Origin of the sequence: Variovorax fucosicus, assembly GCF_030316825.1 — a bacterium.
In the GTDB taxonomy this organism is placed as follows: Bacteria; Pseudomonadota; Gammaproteobacteria; order Burkholderiales; family Burkholderiaceae_C; genus Variovorax; species Variovorax fucosicus.
The window spans coordinates 24,805-46,836 of sequence record NZ_JASZYU010000002.1 but is presented as its reverse complement, the minus strand read 5'-3'; the positions used below and the strand labels follow the sequence as shown (position 1 = coordinate 46,836).

The window sequence follows — 22,032 nt, the reverse complement described above, 5'->3', positions numbered from 1 at the left end:
GACCGACGAGCAAAGCCGGGAATCTGGCAATGCACAGGTTGCTGCCACTCGGCGTGGCGCTATTGGCCTTGGCGGCTTGCGAGGGCAAGAGCACGGCAATGATGGAGAACAGCTCCACCGGCAGCGCCGGCCCACGCAAGCCGCCGCTGAGCCTGGGAGCCCAGGTCGGGCAGTTGGCCTTCTTCGACCAGAACCTGTCGGGTGGCAGGAACATGTCGTGCGCGAGCTGCCACGACCCGCAGTACGCCTACGGTCCGCCGAACAGCGTCTCGGTCCAGTTGGGTTCCGATATCACGCAGACCGGCGTGCGCGCCGTGCCCTCCCTGCGCTACAGGGAATCGACACCCGCCTACAGCGACGATGCTCCGAACCCCGACGGCGTGACCTCCAACTCGCCGGGCGGCGGCTTCATGTGGGATGGCCGCGCGACGACGCTGGCGACACAGGCCGGAATGCCGCTGCTCAACCCGCTCGAGATGAACAACGCCTCCAAGGACGCGGTCGTGAAGGCGGTCCGGAACGGCACCTATGCCGGCTTGTTCAAACAGGCCTTCGGTGCCGATGTGTTCAACAACACCGACGCCGCCTTCGAGGCCCTTGGCACCGCGATCCAGGCGCTGGAGACGGAAGACCTGAGCTTTCATCCGTACAGCAGCAAGTACGACCTCCATGTCTTCAACAAGGTCGGTGGAACGCTGACGCCGGCCGAACAGCGCGGCGAGGTTGTGTTTCACAGCACCGGCGTTTCCAACTGCTCGGGCTGCCACTACACGGGCGCCAACTTCAACGGCAACAGCGGCCTGATGACGGACTTCACCTACCAGGCTCTGGGTGCGCCACGCAATGACAGGTCGATCCCGAACAACCCGGATCCGATTCCGGCCAACAACGACCCGAAATACTTCGACATGGGACTGTGCGGCCCGTATCGCACCGACCACATGCCCGCCACGCCGGACACGGCCAATCCGTACTGCGGCATGTTCAAGGTTCCCGGGTTGCGCAACGTGGCGACGCGGGGGGCCTTCTTCCACAACGGCGTGCTCCACTCGCTGGACCAGGTCGTCAACTTCTACAACACGCGGGATACCAATCCGGAGTACTGGTATCCCGCCAATGGCAACAGCAGCAGCGACGGCACCGGCACGCCGCAGGCCAACCCGAGCTGGGCGCTGCAGCCCACCCACGTGCCGGGCGCCACGGTCAGCAAGTACAACGACCTGCCGACCTCGCAGCAAGGCAGCATCGACGAGGAGGTGCCGATGGGTACCGGCGAGGGCGGCGACAAGACGCTCGCCAGCGGCACGCGGCCACGTCAGCCCGGCTCCGCACCCGTCATGACGCCGCAGCAGATCGCCGACCTGGTCTGCTTTCTGGGCACGCTGAGTGACGGCTACCAGCCTTCCTCCGCCGCACCGACCACCGGCAGATGTGTGAAGTGACGACAAACAGAACCCCGGTACTTGTGCTGGTGCTGCTGGCCTCGCTGGCGCTGGCGGGTTGCGACAACGAAGAAGCACGCTTCCCGAACCGCGACAACTTCACGGCAACGACGAACGACTACCTCGCGCAGCGCGGGCATGTGTGCCTGGCCAAATACGAATGGCCGATCACGGTGGTGGTCGGCTCGCACGAGGCCGATGCGCAGCAGATGCCGGTGCTCGAGAAGCTGGGCCTGGTGAGCGGCAAGGATGTCGTCGTCGCCGCCAACAACGCCGCAGTCACCGTGCCGGCCCGTGAATACGCGCTGACCGATGCGGGGCGCAAGTACTACCTGCAGGTGCCCGTGGTGATGCGCACCACGACGCAGACGGTCACGCACCCGGCCGACTTCTGTGCGGCCACCCTGAGCCTGGATCACCTGATCGGCTGGGACCCGCCACAAACACGCGATGGCCGCACCGCGACCTCGCTGCTCTTCACCTACCGCATCGCACCCGAATCCTGGGCAGGTACGCCCGAAGTGCTGCATGCCTTCCCGTTGTTGGCGCGCGCCATCCAGCGCGAAGGAACGATGCAGGTGCGCCTTGGCGTTCACCTGACACGGCACGGCTGGGTCGCGGACGAGCTCGATGCGCACTGAGTCCGCGACATCGCGCAGCCCATTGCCCCGCAATCAACCAGAGACCCCATGAATCTCCGCTTCATCCGCCCGAGCCGCCGCGCGCTGGCTTCGATCAAGACCCTGACGGGCATCGCCATGGTCTGCGTGCTGGCCGCGTGCAGCACCAGCCACGATGCCAATGCACCCACCGCCGAGAATCTCGCAGCCCCGCTGGACGACTACCTGGCCCAGCGTGGCGACATCTGCCTTGCCATGTTCGACTGGCCGATCGACCTGACCGAAGCCGAGGCCGGTTCCGGCGCGCGCCATGCGATCCAGTTTCCGGTGATGGAACAGTTGGGCCTGCTGCACAGCACCATCGTCACCGCACCGAAGAGCAGCGAGAACCCGGACGGCGCGGTCAAGCGATTCGAGCTGACAGAGGCCGGTCGCAAGTTCTACAAGCCGCATCCGTACGCGGCCCACGGCACCGAACACGCGAACGACTTCTGCGTGGCGCATCTCAAGCGCGAGAAGATCGTTGAGGTCAAGGTCGACGCATCCGACGCGCGCCACCCGCTGGCGGTGGTGAGCTACACCTACCAGATCGACCCGGCGCCGTGGATGCAGAACGACGACGCGCAGCGCGTGTTCCCGATGATCGCGCGCATCATGAATGGCGCGGGTGGCCAACTGCAACTGCGCCAGGGCTTCACGCTCGGCGACAAGGGCTGGGCTGCCCAGATGGGTCCGGTTTGACTCGCGTATGAGCGCAGCGCCAAGGGTGCACCAATGAGCACCGTCGTCCGCTTCTCGCCCGATCTGGGCCGATGGCTCACGCACAACCTCGATGCAGGCCAAGCGCCGCACGCGCTTGTGGCCACGATGCGGGGAAAGGGCATGGCCGAGCGGACTGCGCAGGCCATCGTCGCGGCCTACCTCGATGCGCGGCAGCGTGGCAGAGCGATGCCGGCCGATTCCATCGAACTGCCGGACGAGGCCCCATCCACGCCCGTAGCGCGACTCGCGCCGGGCACGCGAATCCTGGCGTGCGACCGTGAGATCGTCGTGCACTCGCGCGGCGAAGACCCGGTCTTTGCCGCGCTTGGCAACGTCGTGGACGCCGAAGAATGCAAGACCCTCATTGAAATGGCTCGGCCGCGCCTGAAGCCTTCCACGCTGGTCGATCCGGTGAGCGGCCACGACGTGGTGAGCGACAAGCGCGCGAGCTGGGGCATGTTTTTCTGTTTGGGGGAGAACGATCTGGTCACCCGTCTCGATCGACGCCTTTCGATGCTGATGAACCTTCCGTTGGAAAACGGCGAAGGGCTGCAGGTGCTGTACTACCCAACCGGCGCAGGCAGCGAGCCTCACTACGACTACCTGGCGCCCACCAATGCCGCCAACCGGGAATCCATCGCACGAAGCGGTCAGCGCGTGAGCACCCTGGTTACCTATCTCAACGATGTGCCGGACGGCGGCCAAACGGTCTTTCCGCGACTTGGCCTGGCGGTTTCGCCGATTCGCGGCAATGCCTGCTACTTCGAGTACTGCGATGACAACGGCCGCGTCGATACGCGGTCCCTGCACGCCAGCGCGCCCGTGACCCGGGGCGAGAAGTGGGTCATGACGAAGTGGATGCGCGAGCGCCGATTCGTGGCCGCCTCGATGACAGCTTCAATCTGGCAAGAAGCGTGAGGCCATTGCTGGCGCAACTACCACTGCGGCCCACTACGGCCTAGACTCCTTGCATGACCATCGCCCTTGTTTCCACCCACGCTGCACTGGCCGCCCTGCTTCTTGCAGCGGCCTGCGCGCTTGCGGTCGCGAAGCAGGCGCGTCGTCAGCTGACGCCAGCACATTCCTAAGCCCGGCGGTCCGCTCTCTCCCCTTTCAGCGCAACCATCCACCGCCGGGCATAAAACCTAGCGCGGTAGCGGCCGCCGTCCCACCCGGACGACGCTCGCATTCGATGGAGTGCGTCAATGCATGCAACGATTCACGGCGAGCGCATGCTCACCGATCTTGATTTCTCCCGTTTGAGCAAGTTGCCCGGACACCCGCTTTCGCCAAGCCTGGCCGACCTGCTGGCAAGCGCAGAAGTGACGAGTTCGCGCGCGGTGCCTTCCGACGTCGTGACGATGTACTCGCGGGTCGAGTTGGTCGACGTGCACACCGCCCGCCGCCAAACGCTGACGGTTTGCTATCCGGGCGACGCGGAACCCGCGGCTGGCTTCATTTCAGTGCTCTCGCCGGTTGGCAACAGCCTGCTGGGTCTGAAAGTGGGGGACGTCGCGAAGTGGAGCACGCCCAGTGGCGATGAGTGCGCCGCTGAAGTCGCCGCCATCCTCTTTCAGCCCGAGGCCACGGGCGACTACCAGACGTAGCGGGGCCATCGCCCCGAGCAGTTGGGCGCGGCCCAACGCTTCGCACCCGATCCTTCTCTTCATCGCGCTGCTCCCGATTGCCTCTCCCGGCGCCGGAAGCAGGCGCAAGCCATTCCGAAAGCAGTTCTGCCATGACCCCACACGCCATCCTTGCCGTCACCGATTTCTCCGCACAGGGCGACAACGCGCTGTCTCGCGCAGCCCTCCTCGCCGTGGAACACGGCGCAACGCTCAAGCTCCTCTACCTCGCCTATCCTGGCGAACCGCCGCCGCCCGATGCGGCGCGCCGCCTGGCGCTGCATGCCATGCAGCTCAGTGAGCGCCATGACATCCCCGTGCGTTCAGCGAGCCGAATCGCTTTCACGCTCGAAGACGTCCTGCCCGAGGCGCGGTGCGCTGACCTCCTGGTCTGGGGCACTGCGCCGGTGCGAGGAATTCGATCATTCTTTTCGGGCCAGCCCGTGGAACGCATGCTCCGCAGGTGCCAGCGCCCCATTCTTGTCGTGCGTAACCCGGCCGAAGGCCCCTATCGCAGCCTGGTCGTGGCCATCGACTTCTCGGAAGCGTCGCGCAGCCTGGTGGAGCTTGCGTTCGCGCTCAACAAGGATGCACAGGTCGAGCTGTTCCATGCCGTCAGCACGGCCAACGAGGGCAAGCTTCGCTATGCAGAGGTTTCCGAGCAGGCCATCAGGGCGTACCGCGAGGAGTGCCGACGGTATGCACAGGACCGCATGTTCTGGCTGACAGATTCCTACGATGCGCGCCGCAATCGCGTGCTGTCTGCCATCCGATACGGAAACCCGGCGAGGCAGGTGGCTGTGCAGCAGCAGCGCAGCGGGGCAGAGCTCATCGTTGTCGGGAAGCACCCTTCATCGGCAGCAGTGGACCTCCTCTTCGAAAGCGTTGCCCAGGGCGTGCTGCGTGACAGCACCAGTGATGTCCTGATAGTGCCCCATAGCTATCAGCCCGCGTCGAGTGCGCCCGCAGCTAGCGCATCACCGATTCGCTCGCGCCGAGCGTGGCGAGACTGTGAGGCATCTGCGGATCCCTACAACGGCATCAGTCCTATCCGACAGAACGAGAGTTCGCAATGAGGACGATCGGAGGTTTTGGACGATGGCGCGAGCCGCGTTCTCAGCGCGAATCGCTATGTGCGATGTCGCACAGACGGAGGCTCCAGGCTTCGGTATGCAACCCAGGATCGCGACAGGTTTTTCCGCTGAAGTTGCTCGTTCTGGGGCGTGCTCTTTGAGTGCACTCCTCTAATGCCGTTTCGGCACAGCACATTTCGCTTGTGCCTCCAACCCACCCTACCTCACACTCGATCATGCTGCAGTGCAACAAGCGTTGCGGCGGGATTCCAAATTTCACAGAAAGCCGTCATGACCGCACCCGCCTCCAGCTTGAGGTTGCCATGAAAGCATCCGACCTCTTCGTCAAAGCGCTGGAGAACGAGGGCGTCACGCGCATCTTCGCTGTGCCTGGCGAAGAAAATCTCGATCTCGTCGAATCGTTGCGGCGATCCAGCATCGAACTTGTGCTCACGCGGCACGAGCAATCTGCCGCCTTCATGGCTGCGACCCATGGACGCCTGACCGGACAGCCCGGCGTGTGCATGGCCACACTCGGGCCGGGTGCGCTCAACCTGGTCACGGGCGCGGCCTATGCGCATCTCGGCGCCATGCCGATGGTGTTGATCACGGGTCAGAAGGCCATCATGACTGCGCGGCAGGCGCGATTCCAGATCGTCGACATCGTCGCCACGATGAAGCCGCTGACGAAGGCATCGCGGCAGATCGTGAGTGCCTCGAGCATCCCCACCGTAGTGCGCGACGCGTTCAGAGTCGCCGCCGAAGAGCGGCCCGGCCCGGTGCATCTCGAATTGCCGGAAGACGTGGCCGCCGAAGAGGTGGGCAACGACGTGGACGTCATTCCCGTGCACCCGATCGATCTGCCGGTGGCCCACGAAGCCGCTATCGCACGCGCTGCTGCAATGCTGTTGCGGGCGGAGCGACCGCTCGTCATGTTTGGCGCTGCAAGCAATCGCCCCCGGCTGCAAGGCCAGTTGGCCGATTTCGTCCGCCGTGTCGGTATTCCTTTCTTCAACACCCAGATGGGCAAGGGAACGGTCGCCGGCGGTGGCATCGCCGAAGGCAGGACCGGCTTCTGGATGGGTACCGCCGCACTCACGGAGCGCGACTACGTACACGAAGCGATCGACAGGGCCGACGTGATTCTCGCCATCGGCCACGACACCATCGAAAAGCCGCCGTTCATCATGGGTCCCAACGGCCCGCTGGTGATCCACGTCGGCTACATGCCGGCCGCAGTCGAGCAGGTGTACTTCCCGCATGCGGAGGTTGTGGGCGACGTCGGCCCGAGCCTGACGCTGTTGGCCGATCGCATCGAAGGCCGCCTTCCAAACGCCGGGGCTTTGCTGCCGCAGCGAGAGGGAATCCTGGCGCGCACCATGAGCCGTTCCACCGAGTCGCGTTTTCCGTTGACGCCGCAACGCATCGTCTACGACGTGCGGCGGGTCATGCCCGATGACGGCATCGTCGCGCTCGACAACGGCATGTACAAGATCTGGTTCGCTCGCTGCTATCCCACGCGGACAGCCAATGCACTGCTGCTCGACAACGCGCTGGCGACCATGGGCGCCGGTCTGCCGTCGGCCATGATGGCCGCGCTGTTGTATCCGGGGCGCCGGGTATTGGCAGTGTGCGGCGACGGCGGCTTCATGATGAATTCGCAGGAGCTCGAGACTGCCATTCGGCTCAATCTCGATCTCGTGGTGTTGATCGTCGAGGACAACGCCTACGGGATGATTCGCTGGAAGCAGTCGGTTGACCAATTTCCCGACTGGGGCATGACTTTCGGGAATCCCGATTTCGTGAAGTATGCGGACGCGTACGGCGCGAAGGGGCGCCGCGTAGAGACCGCCGAAGGTCTGGCACCCGCGCTCGAAACGGCATTCTCCGAAGGGGGCGTGCAGATCATCGCCGTGCCGATCGACTACTCCGAGAACACCCGGGTATTGGTCGACGAACTGCGCAATCGCGTTGCGGCAACTTCCACCCAACCAGGAGTACTCTGATGAAGATCAAGGCCGCCGTTCTTCGGCAGATGGGCGCCGCACCGCCCTATGCATTGTCCAGGCCGCTCTCGATCGAGACGGTCGATCTGGCGCCACCGGGGCCGGGGGAGGTTTTGATCAAGGTGAGCGCCGCGGGCCTGTGCCATTCGGACCTCTCTGTCATCAATGGCGATCGTCCGCGGCCCATGCCGATGGCGCTGGGCCACGAAGCCGCCGGCGTCGTCGAAAGCCTGGGTGATGGTGTCACCGATCTGAAGGCTGGCGACCACGTGGTCGTGGTGTTCGTGCCCAGTTGCGGCCATTGCGCGCCATGCGCCGAAGGCCGGCCGGCCTTGTGCGAACCTGGTGCCGCCGCAAATGGCGCGGGTACGCTGCTTTCCGGCGCACGGCGCATCTCGCAGGTCGGGCAGACACTCAATCATCATCTCGGTTGCTCCGTGTTTGCCGAATACGCCACCGTCTCCCGTCATTCGCTCGTGAAGATTGACAGCTCGGTTCCGCTGGACGAGGCGGCGCTCTTCGGCTGCGCCGTCTTGACGGGCGTCGGCGCGGTCGTCAACACGGCAAAGGTTCCGTTGGGCGCATCGGTCGCGGTGGTTGGCCTGGGCGGCGTCGGCCTGGCCGCGTTGATCGGCGCGCAGGCCGCCGGCGCGCGGCAGATCATCGCCATCGACCTGTCGGACGACAAGCTGGCGCAGGCACGCGCACTGGGCGCCACGCACACGGTGAATGCCGGGCAACCCGACGCGCTCGAGCAGGTTCGACAGTTCAGCGCGGGCGGCGTCGAGTACGCCTTCGAGTTCGCCGGTTCCATCCCGGCGCTCGATCTGGCTTACCGCATCACGCGTCGCGGCGGCACCACCGTGACCGCTGGCCTGCCCCCATCGAATGCGACTTTTCCATTGGCTGCCGTCAATCTCGTTGCGGAAGAACGCACGCTCAAGGGCAGCTATATCGGAACCTGCGTGCCTTCTCGTGACGTTCCTCGCTACATCAGCTTGTACCGCCAGGGGCGCCTGCCGGTCGACAAGCTTCTCACCGGCCGCATCGCGCTCGAAGACATCAACACTGGCTTCGACCTTCTGCACGAAGGAAAAGCCATACGGCAGGTCGTCGTTTTCGATTGAACAAGGTGATGAATCGGGACAAGATCGTCACCGCCGATGAGGCCATCGCGCTCATCCGCGATGGCGATAGCGTGAGCTGCTCCGGCTTCGTCGGCATTGGAACGCCGGAGGAACTGATCGTCGCCTTGGAAAGGCGCTTCGTGATGACGCAGAGCCCGCGCGACCTGACGCTGGTCTTTGCGGCCGCACCGGGAGATGGCAAGGCGCGCGGCGTCAACCGCCTGGCCTACGAGGGCCTCATCAGGCGCGCGATCGGCGGCCACTGGGCACTGGTGCCGCAACTCGCCAAGCTTGCCACCGACAACCTGATCGAGGCGTACAACCTGCCTCTGGGCACCATCTCACATCTCTACCGTGACGCCGCTGCGCACCGCGCCGGCACTCTGAGCAAGGTCGGTCTCGGCACCTTCGTTGATCCGCGGCAAAGCGGCGGGCGCATCAATCAGCGCACTCAGGAAGAACTCGTGCGTGTCATGGAGATCGACGGCGAGGAATGGCTTTTCTACAAGGCCTTCCCGGTCAATGTCGCGCTGATCCGCGGCACGACAGCAGATCCGGCCGGCAACATCACGATGGAGCACGAAGCACTGCTGCTCGACGCGCAGGCGGCAGCCATGGCGGCGCACAACGCCAACGGGCTGGTCATTGCCCAGGTCGAGCGCATCGCTGCCGCAGGAACGCTCGACCCGCGTAGCGTGGTCGTGCCGGGCGTCATGGTCGACTGCGTGGTGGTTGCGTCACCGGAGCTCCACCAGCAGACCTACGGCACCGCCTACAACGCCGCCTTCTCTGGCGAGATGCGTGTCCCTGCCAACAGGATCGCTGTTGCGGCGCTGGACGAACGCAAGCTCATCGCGCGCCGGTGTGCCTTCGAACTGCCGCTGGGAGGCGTCATCAACCTCGGCATCGGTGTGCCGGAGATTCTGGGGGCCGTGGCCGCCGAAGAGCGCGTGCTCGACCACCTGACGCTGACAGCGGAGCCCGGCGTCATCGGTGGAATGCCCCAAGGTGGGCTGGACTTCGGCGCCGCGGTCAACACACAGGCCTTGCTGCACCAGAACCAGCAGTTCGATTTTTACGACGGCGGTGGCCTCGACCTGGCCTGCCTTGGCATGGCACAGATCGATCGCGCCGGCAACGTCAATGTCAGTCGGTTCGGCACACGGCTGGCAGGTGCGGGCGGCTTCATCAACATCAGCCAGAACGCGCGCCGTGTGGTCTTTGCGGGCACCTTCACGGCGGGTGGCCTCGAAGTTGCCATTGAAGGTGGAAAGCTGCGCATCGTGACCGAGGGCCGTGCTCCAAAGTTCGTCGCGGCGGTGGAGCAGATCACGTTCAGCGGGCCCGAGGCCGTGGGCAAGCGGCAGTCAGTGCACTATGTGACCGAACGCTGCGTCTTCACACTGCAGCCGGGCGGACTTCAGTTGACCGAGGTGGCGCCAGGCATCGACATCGACCGGGACATCCTGGCGCATATGGATTTCCGGCCGTTGATCGCGCAAGTCAAATGCATGGATGCGCGGCTGTACCGCGCCGGCCCGATGGGGCTGTCGGCGGCGCTGCTCGACCTCCAGTTGACCGAGCGCCTCAGCTACGACGGCGAGCGAAACATTCTCTTCGTCAACTTTCAGGGTCACGTCATACGGGATCAGGACGGGGTCGACAGCGTGCGCCGGGTGCTTGCCGCGCTGTACCGGAAAGCGGGTCGCAAGATGGCACTCGTCGCCAACTACGACGGATTTCTGATCGACGAATCCCTGAGCGATTCGTACTTCGCGATGGTCGAAGAACTGCACGAGCAGTACTACAGCACCGCGACACGCTATACGACCAGTGCCTTCATGCGAATGAAGCTTGGCTCGTCGTTGTCCTCTCGTCAGGGAGCCGCGCATCTGTTCGAGACCCAGTCCGAAGCAATCGAGTTTCTGCACCACGTCAACATGGCGGTCTAGATGATGCCCTCCACCGAAATCGGGCAGCGGCCAAGCGACGGCTTGCAGCGAAGAGTTCATGACTTCTTCTGGCATCTGGGGGTGCAGCATTGCTGGTTTCTCATGATGGGCGCTTGCGTCGTGGTCGACGCGGTGTTCGCGCTGGCAGCTGGCAAGTTTTCCGAGAGCACGCTGGGATACGCGGCGCACTTCTTTTCCATGACGGTTGGCATGGACTCCTGGGGGCCGATGCTGCGTGCGTTGGCGCATCTCCATGGACCGTCGGGTGCCAATGTCTACGGCGAGCTGTTCTTCACGGAACGAGTCAAGTTTCAGTACCCCCTGACGTCGCTGCTGAGTCTCGACCTCCTGGCCAGGAATCCATGCAACTGCGTCAGTCCGGTTCGCGTGATGTGGTTTCTCTCAAAATTCTCCGTGATCGGGACCGGGGTAGTTGCTGTGCTTCTGCTGTACGGTGCACAACAAACCCGCACGACTGCCCAAGCCTGGCCGCATCTGACGGCGCGTCCTCCTCGTGGCATTCTCCTGCTGGGAGGCATCGCTGCGCTGTTCTTCTATCCCCTGACTCGCGGGGACCACCTGGGGCAGATTCAAACGCTCCTGACCTTTGTGGCGGCTTTGGCGTTGCTTGCGCAGCAACGTGGGCGCCCCGTCGCCGCGGGGCTACTCATCGGGATTTGTTGCACCATCAAGCCCCAGTGGGCCTTCGCCATTTTTTGGGCTCTCATGACGCGTCAATGGCGTTTTGCGGGCGCAGCGGCCGCAGTGGTCGCCTGTTCCAGCGCGGTGGCCATGTTGCTCTACGGATTTCAGAACTTCTTCGACTACTTACCCGTGCTGAAGCACGTCGCACTGCGCGGTGAGAGCTTCTATGCCAACCAATCCATCAACGGCCTGCTGAATCGGTTGCTGTCCAACGGGAACAACCTTGAGTGGCTCGGCAATGCCTTCGCGCCGTTCCACCCTGCCGTTTACCTCGCCACCACCCTGACTTCGGTCGCACTGCTGGGGGCGGTTTTCTTTACCGCCGGCACAACAGTCGGGCGCGCAGAGCCACTCGCACTGGTCGTTGCAACGCTGACACTCGCTTCTCCTATCGTCTGGGACCATCACTATGCGGTGATGTTGCCGATCCTGGCGCTTGTTTTCCCACGATGGTTGACGTTCATCGAGCGGCGTTGGGGGCAGGTCGCAGTGCTGATGCTTTCCTATCTGCTAATCGCGGTGAATCTATCGCCCGTCGTCAATGCCTCGGCTGCGAGCGCCATGAATTTCTTGCAGTCGTATCAACTGTTCGGTGGGGTGATGTTGCTGACGATGTTGCATCGCACGTGTTGGCTGGAGCGGGAAGCGGCAGGACGGAGCTGGGTGCGCGGCCGCGGCGTCCGAGCGCCATCAAGCCGGTTACCCATCTTGCCCCCCAAAAATGCTTCCTGTTGACCGTCAGGCGACGCGGCACGACTTGATGACATAGAGCGCCGGGTCGGTGCCGAAGAAGGCATTGGTGCAAGGCACCGTGCCGTTGACCGTCTTCTCCACCCAGCGCGTGTCGGCGCCGTACCTCACGACGGTGGGAGCCGAGACGGTGAAGCTTTGTCCCTCATTGGCCAGGAATGCGCCTGAAGGTGGCGGCGTTGGTGCCGGTGCCGGTGCCGGTGCCGGTGCTGGTGCTGGTGCTGGTGCTGGTGCTGGTGCTGGTGCTGGTGCTGGTGCTGGTGCTGGTGCTGGTGCTGGTGCTGGTGCTGGTGCTGGTGCTGGTGCTGGTGCTGGTGCGGATGCCAGCCTGCAGGACTTCACCACGAAGGGTGCCGGGTCGGTGCCGAAAAAGTCATTGGTGCAGGGCGCCGTGCCGCTGACCGTCTTCTGCACCCAGCGCGTGTCGGCGCCGTAAGCCACCAGCGTCTGGCTCGGCACCGTGAAGGTGCCGCCCTCGGGAACCAGCGTCGCTCCGGACGGCACCGGCGAAGGTGCTGGCGCAGGCGCAGGCGCGGGGGCTGGGGCTGGGGCTGGCGCGGGCGGCGAGGCTGTCACCAGCCTGCAGGACTTCACCACGAATGGCGCAGGGTCGGTGCCGAAGAAGTCATTCGTGCAGGGCACAGTGCCGCTGACCGTCTTCTGCACCCACCGCGTGTCAGCACCGAAGGCGACCAGGGTCGGAGCCGACACGGTGAAGCTGCCGCCTTCGCCGGCCAGCGTGGCCCCCGAAGGAGGAGATGGTGCCGGCGCCGGCGATCCTGTGACGCCCGAATCCGCCACGCAGGACTTGGTCACGCCGGGCGCCGGATCGGTGCCGAAGAAGGTGGTCGTGCAGGTGCCGGCGCCGGTCACGACCTTGTCGACCCAGCGGTTGTCGACGCCGTAGCTCACCAGCACCGCGCTCGGCATGTTGAACGCGGCGTTTTGCGCGGCGACTGTACGGTCGCCAGTCGTCTGCGTGCTGCCCGGGGTCACGCCGGAAGCCTTGGTTGCGAGCACCTTGCAGTTTTTGGTCACGGTGGGCGAAGGGTTGGCCCCGAAGAAGTCGCTCTGGCAACTCACGCTGCCGGAGACCGTCTTCTGGGTCCAGTTCCCTCCCACGCCAAACTCCACGACAGTCGGCGCGGGCAGGTTGAAGGTCTGGCCCTGGTCGGCGACCTTGGTCATGCCCCCATCCACCTTGAGTATTTTTCCAATCGAGGGCACGCCGGCGTCGTCGATCACAAACAGCAGGTAGTGGCCGATCGGCACGACGTTCGGGCTCTCGTTGAAGGTGATGTCAACATTGGCACTGCCGCTGGCCTGGGTGAAAGGTAGCTCGAGGAAGCGCTCCCCGAAGCCGGTGGAATGCGTGACCGCGCCGGTGTGGATCAACGTGACGCGTCGGATCGGCCGCGAGGACGCGACGGTAACGCGGAAGTCAGTGCCTAGCGTCAGTTGGGGCGGCGTCTGGTTGATGATGGGGCGCGCCCGGCGCTGGCCGTTGCTGTCGAACAGATACGGCGGCGAGTAGATTTCGGCATTGAGGTTTACCACCGGCCCGGGCGAGCCGCCGCCGGCCGACAGCACCGTGCCATCGGGCAGCAGCATTGCCGTCGAGTGATAGAGGCGGGGCTTCGTCGCCTCTGCGCCGGTGCTCCACTGGCCCGTGGCGGGATCCCAGATCATGGCGCTGAAGGCGGTGTCCACTAGCTCGTTGTAGGTGGCCGAGCCGCCGGTGACCAGCACCTTGCCGTCCGCAAGCACCGTTGCGGTGGCCCAAATGCGATTGGCACCGGGGCCGGGGATCGAAGTCATGACCGGCGTGCTGCCATTGAAGTCCACCACCATCGCGCTGCCGTCCTCGGCAACCATCAGGATCTTGCCGCGGTCGAACATGGCCCAGGGCATGCTCCAGCTCGTCGCCTTGGGAAAAGTGCCGATCTGCAGGATGAAAGGTGTCTCGGTGTTCATGCTGAACAGCCCGCTTCCGCCGGTCACCAGCACGCGCCCGTTGGGCGCCAGCACGGCCCGCGGATAGAAAAAGTCCGCCGGCCAGCTCTGGATATCGAGGGTCTGCCAGCCGAGCGTCGGTCGGTAGATTTCGGGCACGCCGGATCCCCCTCCGACGGCGTTGATGCCGGCGACGACCAGCTGGCGCCCGTCGGCCAGCGGCACCAGCGTGCCGTACCAGCGCGCATAAGCCATCGGTGGCCCGGGCGTGATGGTGGCCGCAGCGGGGTCGTACAGATTGACGTCACGCACGCCCCCATTCACCTGGTTCGGCGTGATTCCACGGGTATCGCCGCCGGCCAGCAGCACGAGCCCGGACGGCAGCGTGGACTGGGCGGTGCAGAAAATATCGGTGCGGGTGGTGTGCTGCAGCAGGCTGTGGGCGTTGGTGGCGGGCGTCCACACGTCGTAGTAGAGCTGGGCGCCTTGGGCACCGCTCGGGTCGGTGCCGTAGCTCATGACCTTGCCGTCGGGCGTCAGCACCGCGTGGATGGCATTGATCGGCCAGCTGATCGGGTCGGCCCATTGGCCGCCCGCGCTGGGCGCTACCGGGGCTGCTGCTGCCGCCGCCGCAGCAGCGGTTGTGGTCTGACCCGGCGCCCCGCGGCCGCGATCGATTGGGGTAGCACGATCCCGCTCCAGCTGCCGCAACCGGGCGATGTCGTCCGCCGACCTGACGGCCTTGCTGATGGGCGACGATGGAGACGGCGGCTTGGGCACCGCGCCGGGGGCCGGCGCATTACTGGCACCGGTGGGCGTTGCGGCCATGCCGGTGCCTGCGCTGTCGCCGCCACCACCGCAGGCGGTGATCACCAATGGGGCGCACAAGGCGATCCATGCGAAACCCGAAGCACGCGGATCCTGCGAGGAGCCTGACATATCCCACCCCTTGAAGTGAGAACTTTGCAGTTATACATCGGCCATGCCCGGACCGTGTCGGCTGTGGGCGCCTTGGAGATGACAATCGAAGAAGCCCAGTTCGAAATCACAGCCACGACCATGCCCCGCCTCGACGACCCCCTCCACGACGCCGAAATCGGCTCCCGCGACAGCACGCTCGACACCACCCGGATCGACGACGTGCGCATCGGCGCCGTTCGACCGCTCATCACCCCTGCCCTGCTGCAGGAACGCGTGCCCGTGCGCGACAACACGCTGGCGCTGGTCGAAGGCAGCCGCGCGGCGATCGCCGACGTGCTGCATGGTCGCGACGACCGGCTGGTCGTCGTGGTCGGCCCCTGCTCCATCCATGATCACGACCAGGCCATCGAATACGCACAGCGTTTGAAGAAGGTCGCCGATTCCCTGCAGGACGACCTGCTGATCGTGATGCGTGCCTATTTCGAGAAGCCGCGCACCACCGTGGGCTGGAAGGGCTACATCAACGACCCGCACCTGGACGGCAGCTTCGCGATCAACGAAGGCCTCGAGCGCGCGCGGCGCCTGCTGCTCGAGCTGACCACGCTGGGCCTGCCGACCGGCACCGAGTTCCTTGACCTATTGAGCCCGCAATTCATTGCCGACCTGATCGCCTGGGGTGCCATCGGCGCCCGCACCACCGAGAGCCAAAGCCATCGGCAGCTGGCGTCGGGCCTGAGTTGCCCGGTCGGCTTCAAGAATGGCACGGATGGCAGCGTGAAGGTGGCGGCCGACGCCATCCTCGCGGCCCGCGCACCGCATGCCTTCATGGGCATGACCAAGATGGGCATGGCGGCCATCTTCGAGACGCGCGGCAACGACGACTGCCACGTGATCCTGCGCGGCGGCAAGGCCCCCAACTATTCGGCCGCGGATGTCGCGGCCAGCTGCGAGGCGCTGCTGGCCAACGGCCTGCGGCCCCAGGTCATGGTCGACGTCTCGCACGGCAACAGCAGCAAGCAGCATCAGCGGCAGATCGTGGTCGCCCAAGACGTGGCGGCGCAGATCGCAGCCGGCGACCGGCGCATCACGGGCATCATGATCGAGAGCCATCTCGAGGAAGGACGGCAGGACTTGAAGCCTGGCGTCGCGCTGAAGCACGGTGTCTCGATCACCGATGCCTGCATCGGCTTTGCTCAGACGGTGCCGGTGCTCGAGGGGCTGGCTTCGGCGGTCAAGGCGCGGCGGCGATTGTCGAAGGGGTGAGGCTGGAGGGGACTTGCTTGCGGGGTGGACTCGCGCAATCTAGGCGCGTCGGTCGGCTTCGACGGCGGATTCAACCGGTCGCTGCAACACACTAACCACCGCGTAGGCGGAAGGAGTGTTGCAGATGAAGACGTTTGAGCCAGCCGCGCGGCCTCGACGCGGCCCAGTAGCGCGGATCTGGCACTCCGCTCCGCCAAGCGGTCACCTGCGAGTGCGAAGGTCCAAGGCATCGATGCGTTCGAGGCGGGACACTACGAGTTCCACTTCGACCCGGTCAAACTCATCCCTGTCCTCCTCTTCGTGCGTCCCGCCGTTCAGATATTTCCACGTCAGGTTCGAGGCGCTGAGGATTTCCTCCAGGGCCTCGCGTAAGGGCGCTTTGCTGGGGTGGTCGAACGTGGCGCTGTAGCGAAGCTTGACGCGGATCGCGTCGCACAGGTCCCGAACATTCAGCGGCGACGTCGGGCCATGCATCGTCAGCCTGAGCTCGCCGAGCTCGTGTGAGCCCAGCCACTTCCAAGCCTTGTTAGACAGCATCTCCAAGGCACGCCTGGAATTTGCCAGCGCATCGCGCAACTGGAATCTGCCGAGATCGTTGCGGGCCTTGTCGATGTAGGCGCTGCTGGGAACGTCCCGATGCACGCGCGGGTGGTGGTCGCCTTCGTGGTGCGTGAGGGCGTATTCCTGACAATCGCCGCGCCGTTCGCGCGGGATAGCGTTCTTAACGTCCTTGATGAACTCGGGGCTGTGGCACGTGACCAAGATTTGCGTCGCGAGGAAGCGCTCGCCGGCGAAGATCGTCTCCTTTATGCCGTGGCGATGGTCGTGGTCGATCGCGTTCACAGCATCGTCAAAGATCAACAGCGGCGAGCCGATGTTCGTGGCCTTGGCCAACAGGATCGCGAGGCCGAGGCACCGGATATGACCCTCGCTCAGCACTTGCAGTGCGTCGACGCGCCGGTTGATCGCGTCGCGAAACGCGAGTTGGATGCGCTGCTCGCCGGTGAGGGGCAAGTAGAGGTGGGCGAGCTTGTCCTCATCGCGGTCGCCTCGGTTGAAGTCGTTGTAGAGATCGCGAGCCATGTCGCCCAGGCCCGCGATCAGCATGCCGGGCAACTCATTTTTGAAACGGCGCAGGTAGGGAAGGAACGCGTCGTACGCGGCGCGGATCGGTGCGTCGCGCAGGATGTCGAGCCGCTCCTGCTCGGCGTCGGCAATGAGGCGCGCGTTGGTCACGTCGAAGGCGGCGATGGTCTCGCGCGCGGCTGCCGCGTCGTCGCCGATCCTCTGGCGAGTCTGATTCCTCTGATCGATGTGGCGCTGGCGCGCGAGCAGACCCTCGCGCTCGGCGGCAAGCTCGACTCGGCGTTCGAGTTGCGCCCGGGTGTTCTGGTCGGTGGCGGAGACGTGGTCGGCCACAGAAAGAAGCTGCTCGAGAGACGCCGGTCCGTCGTCCTGCCCGGCCTCCGGCAGATAGACGCCCATCCACCAGTTGGCGCCCGCTGGCCGCGCCGGTAACTCCTCGAGATGCCTGCGCACGACTGTGGCCGCCTCACCTTGGGCGATGATGAAGCCTGAGAGCTTCGTCAGCGCGGCGTGCAACTCGGTCGAAGCCGTCATCAGCTCGCCACGCTGCCGCTCCTGACGCTCTTGCAACTCGGCGAGTTCGCGGAGTTCAACGACCCCCTTGCGCGCCTTCTCGAATGGGTCACGGGTCACCCGGTCCAGCGGGGTTTCGCAGGCGGGGCACCGATCGGCGCTTTCGGCCTCCAGCGCCACCACCGCCCCATACAGCGCTCGGAACGAAACTTGGCTCGCGCGACGCTGCAGCTCGCGCGTTGTGGTGGACAGCGCCTCCGCCGCGATGTTGGCGCGTTCGAAAGCCATTGCAAGGCTGGCTCGGTCCACGCCGATCACCAATCCTGGCACTGCGTTGAGCAATCCGTCCAACTCGGCGAGTCGCCCGGGTACTTCCGTCGAGCCGATGATCTCCTGCAGGCGGGCGAAGGTCGTCTCGGACCTGAACGCCGCGGCGTAGGCCTCGTTTTCTGCGTCGTGCTGGGCGAGTTTCTCGGCTTCGCCACTCACCGTCGCGCGGGCCCACGCGAGAGCCTCCTGTTTGAGCCGTAACTCTCTCTGCTTCCGAGCGTCGATGACCAAGACGGGATCAATCTGGTCGTTGAAGCGGCCGCAGAAATCGTTGAACTTCTCCATGCCGAACAGCGTGGCGATCAACTCCGCCCGTTGCCCGGTCGGACGTTGCGCGATTCGCGAGAAGGCGTCGATCCGGTTCTTTTCGATGAAGCAGAAGCGGTAGAGGTCCGCGTTCGCGCGAACGGGAGCTTCCCGGCGATCAGGGCTCGTCGCCATGAGCCTTGGTTCCACGAAGCGGCCAGCATGAATGTTGCGAAGATACGCGGGCTCGTCGAGGCGCTTCAATCCAGCCTCTTCGACCGAACCCAGCATAGCGCGCTCGATCGCCTCGCAAATGCTGGATTTTCCCGCGCCGTTGGGCCCGTAAAAGAGAACGACCCGGCGCTGCAGGTCGAAGACCTCTTCGCGTACGAAACCGCGAAATGGCCCGACCGCCAAGCTACGAAGCCGCGTCCATGGCCATTCCGCCGCTTGGTCTTCGTCCTTGCCCTCGGGCATACCCACCGCAGTCGCCGCCAAGCCCCGACGAGCGAGGGCGGCCAACTGGGTGGCTCGCGCATTGCGTTGGAGCGCCGTTTCGGCGACGGCCTCGAAGTCGCCGAGCACCATGTTCGCGAATTGCCTGACGTGGTCGGGGGCGGCCGGTTGCAACGAATGCAGCCACCGCAAGAAGCGAACGTAGTCCTGCTCGGCCGTGGCCATGCGCGTCTCCTTAGAGCCTCATTCACCGATTCTAGGTTTCGCGCCACCAAGCCGGACTGCAATTCGGCCACGCATTGATCGTCGCGCGGCGCTACACATCCTTGCTATCGTTCAGCGAGACTGGCAAACAGTTCGTCAATTGACCGTTCAATCGCCGCCTTTTCCGTCTGAACAGGCGAGATTTCTTCAACCTGTACTGCTCGTTGCTCATCCTGCTCCCTCAGGTCAAGCTCATGCTGCTCGAGTTTCACCATCTCCGCGGCATATTTCGAACCCAGCATAATTTCGATCAGTTCAAGGCTGCGGCGCTCAGACTCAACGTCGTCGGCGCTGGCCGATCCATGGACTAAAGAGTCGACGATGTCCGCAAGCGCTTCATCTAGCGCTGCGCGTTCGACTGCAGAGGGCCAGTCCTCGGCGACGGTCCAGAACCCGTCGATCAGTTCTTCGACTGCATTGATCTCGATGAGATGCTCGTCTTCGTGCACCATCAGTTGGTGGAAGGCTTCCCGCATCGCCTCCATACAGCGCCAGACTTCCTCCTGTGGCCAGACTGAATCATTGCGAATCCATTGGGCCAGATACTTCAGGGCATTAGCGGCGTAAGGCGAACTCTGGACATGCTTCATCAAGCTGGCCCAATAGGCCTGTTGCGCCAGCGCTTTGCGCACCACTGCACCTCTCTCGTCATTGGGCTCGACCGCCTTATCCAGCTTCAAAAGGGACCGTACCCGATCAGCAGGACCAGAGCGGTCGAGGGTCCACCATCGAGCCCCGCCGCCGGACGCCTGCGGAGGGCTCAGAAAATTTTCAGCCTGGGGTTCGATCACTTCATACGCGCGCTCCCGAAGGGCGGCGTAGACCTCTGACACATCCGCTCGTTGCATCGAGACAGCATTGGCTTCGAGATACTCCAGCAGATTTTTGATCTGCCCGAATGAGAGGACTGCGCCGACCGAAACCCGTAGCATTCCGGGATCGTTTCCTATGCGTTGTTCGATAAATTCTTCCACAGACGGGTTCTGGAATGACACACGAAGTCCGGCCTCAACTTCCCAAGCTTCAAGCCGATCAATCAGCAAGAAATTGCCGTCCAACTGCCTCAGCGCCTTTTCGAACTCTAGCTGACGCTCTTCCCCGGCGGTGCCCGACTGAAGACACGCACAGGCCGATTGGAACTCTCGGACCGTTGCCCGCCCACCGAAGGTCCATAGCACGGTCAAGAGTAACCGCGCGAGAGGACTGATCTCATTCTCAAAGGGGTGACGCCAGAGATCCTTCGGATTGTTGAACTCCTTCGTCACATATTCCAGGAACTCGTCATCGGTGAGGGACTGACTGTTTGCGGCCTTGCTGATGGACTCCACCACACGCGGGCTAAAGTGACGATGCGAAACGATGGTGCGATAGGCATGCGAAGCGACAAACGCTTCCAAGCGGCTGTCGGGAAGGTCAGAGAAGTAGAGGTGATTGAAGACCATCCGTGCGCGGTGTTCGTCGCTGTACCGCTTCAGCAGCAGCGTGTATGTCTTCATTTCCCGGCTCTTCTCACCCAACAAACCTGAAGCTCGTTTGGCATCCTCGAGGATGTACTCACGCGTGGTCAGAACGACGCGCAGATGGGAAGAACGCGCTGCGGTATCCAGAAGCGCGAAAAGCGATCGATCTTCATCCTGCTGCAACTTGGACTCGTTGAACCTGACACGGCCTAGGAAGTCGTCCAGCACCAGAAAAAGCTTTCTTCCACCATCTCTCGGCTCGCCCAGTACTCTCCACGCATCGCGCACCGTTGTCGTCCAGACAGCCTCGTAGCCTTCTGCCACGTACCTCGACATCATCATGCGCGCCAAGGTCGACTTACCGATACCCGGGTTACCCAAAATGAGCAGGTGTCGGCGCTGCTGCAACACTTCAAGCGCATCCTTCACGCCGTCGTGAACTACAAGGCGAGAGATCAGATCACGGGCGGCGTCCAAGTTCGCGTTGGACAGAGCGAAAACGTCGGCGTGCAGCACCTGGCGTAGCACCTGCGTGCCCGAGATCCACAGCTTGAAGTGTGCCGTGACGACTTCGGGATGCTGCCGCAGCAGCCCATTCAGTTCGGCGCATCCGTAGATGTCATGTGGACCCTTGCACCACGGCGAGACCGCATCCACCAGTTTGTCCTTCTGGTGCGAAGAAAGTGGGACCGACGTAACCACGACGTACCGCTCGGGCCGGAGCCGGTTGAGCTTTGGCAGTTCCTTCTTCAGACTGCGCTCGAGCGCTGCATATCGGTCGGTGGCATATCGCTTGCATTGCACGATGACACCCGGTTGACCCGGAGGGATGCGCGAGTGGCGAAGATCAATCCCGCCGTCCTTGCCTGCCTTGAACATTTCCAGCGGCCCGCCACCCCACTCCTTTGAGAGTAGGTCAGCACTGAGCGCCTCAAAGTCCTCTGGCGCGAGTGTCATGAAGTCATAGCTCACCACTCATTCCCTTCATGATGTTTAGAACCAGTTGCGCCGCCACGAAGGCTGAGGCTCTTGCTGAGCATAGCCTCGTCGCCACGCATTTCCCGATTGCCTTGGGGACAACAACTTGCGGTCGGCGGCAACGATTGTTCGGGGATCCGATTCTCAGATGTGCATTGCGGAGCTTTTCGGACACTTTGCATTTTGGTCGTGCTCTGTGCCACTGTGGTCCAAGGCGCAAGGCGGCGCTGCTTCAAAGCTTGAAGAGCTGAGTTCGAGGATGCTGCAATTCTGAAGCGGTCGCAATCGTAAGCAGCGACCGACCGCTAGGGCTAGAAATCGGCTGTCTGGTCTATGGGTTTGGAAGACTGCAATCGCTGCACAGCCATCCTTCGCGTACGCTCCCTTTAGACTGGTTGCAGTCACTTCATCAGCCCGCTCTCCAAGTCGGCTTTTGAGGCGGATCATGGACGTTCGCCCGCATGGCTCTTGAGGCCGTCTCCTTCTGAAAGCCACCAACG

At 63.9% G+C, this 22,032-nt stretch carries 14 protein-coding genes; 11 read left to right on the top strand and 3 right to left on the bottom strand.

Annotated features, from left to right (window positions below; genetic code table 11):
- Window positions 1-29: 29 nt before the first annotated feature.
- The 10 genes from QTI05_RS12235 to QTI05_RS12190 all read left to right on the top strand — a co-directional run bounded on the left by QTI05_RS12235 (window position 30) and on the right by QTI05_RS12190 (window position 12,047).
- Window positions 30-1,442 carry a cytochrome-c peroxidase gene (locus QTI05_RS12235; RefSeq protein ID WP_286624801.1) on the top strand — a complete coding sequence of 471 codons (1,413 nt, stop codon included), beginning with the start codon at window positions 30-32 and terminating at the stop codon, window positions 1,440-1,442.
- A complete protein-coding gene (locus QTI05_RS12230; protein WP_286624802.1) occupies window positions 1,439-2,083 on the top strand; it encodes an SEN1982 family lipoprotein in 645 nt (214 codons plus the stop codon). The genes QTI05_RS12235 and QTI05_RS12230 overlap by 4 nt, the downstream gene beginning before the upstream one ends.
- A 48-nt stretch (window positions 2,084-2,131) precedes the next feature.
- On the top strand, window positions 2,132-2,803 hold the full coding sequence (locus tag QTI05_RS12225) for an SEN1982 family lipoprotein (RefSeq protein WP_286624803.1): 672 nt from the start codon (window positions 2,132-2,134) through the stop codon (window positions 2,801-2,803).
- 33 nt (window positions 2,804-2,836) lie between these two features.
- Complete coding sequence (locus tag QTI05_RS12220; RefSeq protein WP_286624805.1) at window positions 2,837-3,742, top strand: 2OG-Fe(II) oxygenase; 906 nt, start codon at window positions 2,837-2,839, stop codon at window positions 3,740-3,742.
- Window positions 3,743-4,029: 287 nt separating this feature from the next.
- On the top strand, window positions 4,030-4,431 hold the full coding sequence (locus QTI05_RS12215; RefSeq protein ID WP_286624807.1) for a GreA/GreB family elongation factor: 402 nt from the start codon (window positions 4,030-4,032) through the stop codon (window positions 4,429-4,431).
- 131 nt (window positions 4,432-4,562) lie between these two features.
- Window positions 4,563-5,525 (top strand): universal stress protein, encoded by a 963-nt coding sequence (locus QTI05_RS12210; RefSeq protein WP_286624809.1) that lies wholly within the window; start codon window positions 4,563-4,565, stop codon window positions 5,523-5,525.
- Window positions 5,526-5,845: 320 nt separating this feature from the next.
- On the top strand, window positions 5,846-7,528 hold the full coding sequence (locus tag QTI05_RS12205; protein WP_286624811.1) for an acetolactate synthase large subunit: 1,683 nt from the start codon (window positions 5,846-5,848) through the stop codon (window positions 7,526-7,528).
- Entirely contained in the window at window positions 7,528-8,655 is a 1,128-nt protein-coding gene (locus QTI05_RS12200) for a zinc-dependent alcohol dehydrogenase family protein (RefSeq protein WP_286624813.1), read from the top strand. The genes QTI05_RS12205 and QTI05_RS12200 overlap by 1 nt, the downstream gene beginning before the upstream one ends.
- Before the next feature lie 8 nt (window positions 8,656-8,663).
- Window positions 8,664-10,607, top strand: coding sequence for an acyl CoA:acetate/3-ketoacid CoA transferase (locus QTI05_RS12195; protein WP_286624814.1), 1,944 nt, complete (start codon window positions 8,664-8,666; stop codon window positions 10,605-10,607).
- Window positions 10,608-12,047, top strand: a complete 1,440-nt coding sequence (locus tag QTI05_RS12190; protein ID WP_286624815.1) for a glycosyltransferase family 87 protein — start codon at window positions 10,608-10,610, stop codon at window positions 12,045-12,047.
- 3 nt (window positions 12,048-12,050) lie between these two features.
- Here the strand turns inward: QTI05_RS12190 and QTI05_RS12185 are convergent, their stop codons facing one another.
- Window positions 12,051-14,954, bottom strand: coding sequence for a galactose oxidase early set domain-containing protein (locus QTI05_RS12185; protein ID WP_286657814.1), 2,904 nt, complete (start codon window positions 14,952-14,954; stop codon window positions 12,051-12,053).
- Between the two features lie 120 nt (window positions 14,955-15,074).
- Between QTI05_RS12185 and QTI05_RS12180 the strand changes: the two genes are divergently transcribed.
- Complete coding sequence (locus QTI05_RS12180) at window positions 15,075-16,199, top strand: 3-deoxy-7-phosphoheptulonate synthase (protein ID WP_286624817.1); 1,125 nt, start codon at window positions 15,075-15,077, stop codon at window positions 16,197-16,199.
- A gap of 201 nt (window positions 16,200-16,400) precedes the next feature.
- Here QTI05_RS12180 and QTI05_RS12175 read toward each other — a convergent pair whose 3' ends face one another.
- Together QTI05_RS12175 and QTI05_RS12170 are read right to left on the bottom strand one after the other, a co-directional pair.
- Window positions 16,401-19,055, bottom strand: coding sequence for an AAA family ATPase (locus tag QTI05_RS12175; protein WP_286624819.1), 2,655 nt, complete (start codon window positions 19,053-19,055; stop codon window positions 16,401-16,403).
- Between the two features lie 104 nt (window positions 19,056-19,159).
- Entirely contained in the window at window positions 19,160-21,526 is a 2,367-nt protein-coding gene (locus QTI05_RS12170) for an nSTAND3 domain-containing NTPase (RefSeq protein WP_286624821.1), read from the bottom strand.
- Window positions 21,527-22,032 lie beyond the last annotated feature (506 nt).

What these genes read in the sequence shown, in the direction of transcription:
- QTI05_RS12235 (WP_286624801.1), top strand. Translation starts at nt 30, where the DNA reads ATGCACAGGTTGCTGCCACTCGGCGTGGCGCTATTGGCCTTGGCGGCT.
- QTI05_RS12175 (WP_286624819.1), bottom strand. Translation starts at nt 19,055, where the DNA reads ATGGCCACGGCCGAGCAGGACTACGTTCGCTTCTTGCGGTGGCTGCAT.
- QTI05_RS12220 (WP_286624805.1), top strand. Translation starts at nt 2,837, where the DNA reads ATGAGCACCGTCGTCCGCTTCTCGCCCGATCTGGGCCGATGGCTCACG.
- QTI05_RS12210 (WP_286624809.1), top strand. Translation starts at nt 4,563, where the DNA reads ATGACCCCACACGCCATCCTTGCCGTCACCGATTTCTCCGCACAGGGC.
- QTI05_RS12180 (WP_286624817.1), top strand. Translation starts at nt 15,075, where the DNA reads ATGCCCCGCCTCGACGACCCCCTCCACGACGCCGAAATCGGCTCCCGC.
- QTI05_RS12190 (WP_286624815.1), top strand. Translation starts at nt 10,608, where the DNA reads ATGATGCCCTCCACCGAAATCGGGCAGCGGCCAAGCGACGGCTTGCAG.
- QTI05_RS12215 (WP_286624807.1), top strand. Translation starts at nt 4,030, where the DNA reads ATGCATGCAACGATTCACGGCGAGCGCATGCTCACCGATCTTGATTTC.
- QTI05_RS12205 (WP_286624811.1), top strand. Translation starts at nt 5,846, where the DNA reads ATGAAAGCATCCGACCTCTTCGTCAAAGCGCTGGAGAACGAGGGCGTC.
- QTI05_RS12195 (WP_286624814.1), top strand. Translation starts at nt 8,664, where the DNA reads ATGAATCGGGACAAGATCGTCACCGCCGATGAGGCCATCGCGCTCATC.
- QTI05_RS12225 (WP_286624803.1), top strand. Translation starts at nt 2,132, where the DNA reads ATGAATCTCCGCTTCATCCGCCCGAGCCGCCGCGCGCTGGCTTCGATC.
- QTI05_RS12200 (WP_286624813.1), top strand. Translation starts at nt 7,528, where the DNA reads ATGAAGATCAAGGCCGCCGTTCTTCGGCAGATGGGCGCCGCACCGCCC.
- QTI05_RS12185 (WP_286657814.1), bottom strand. Translation starts at nt 14,954, where the DNA reads ATGTCAGGCTCCTCGCAGGATCCGCGTGCTTCGGGTTTCGCATGGATC.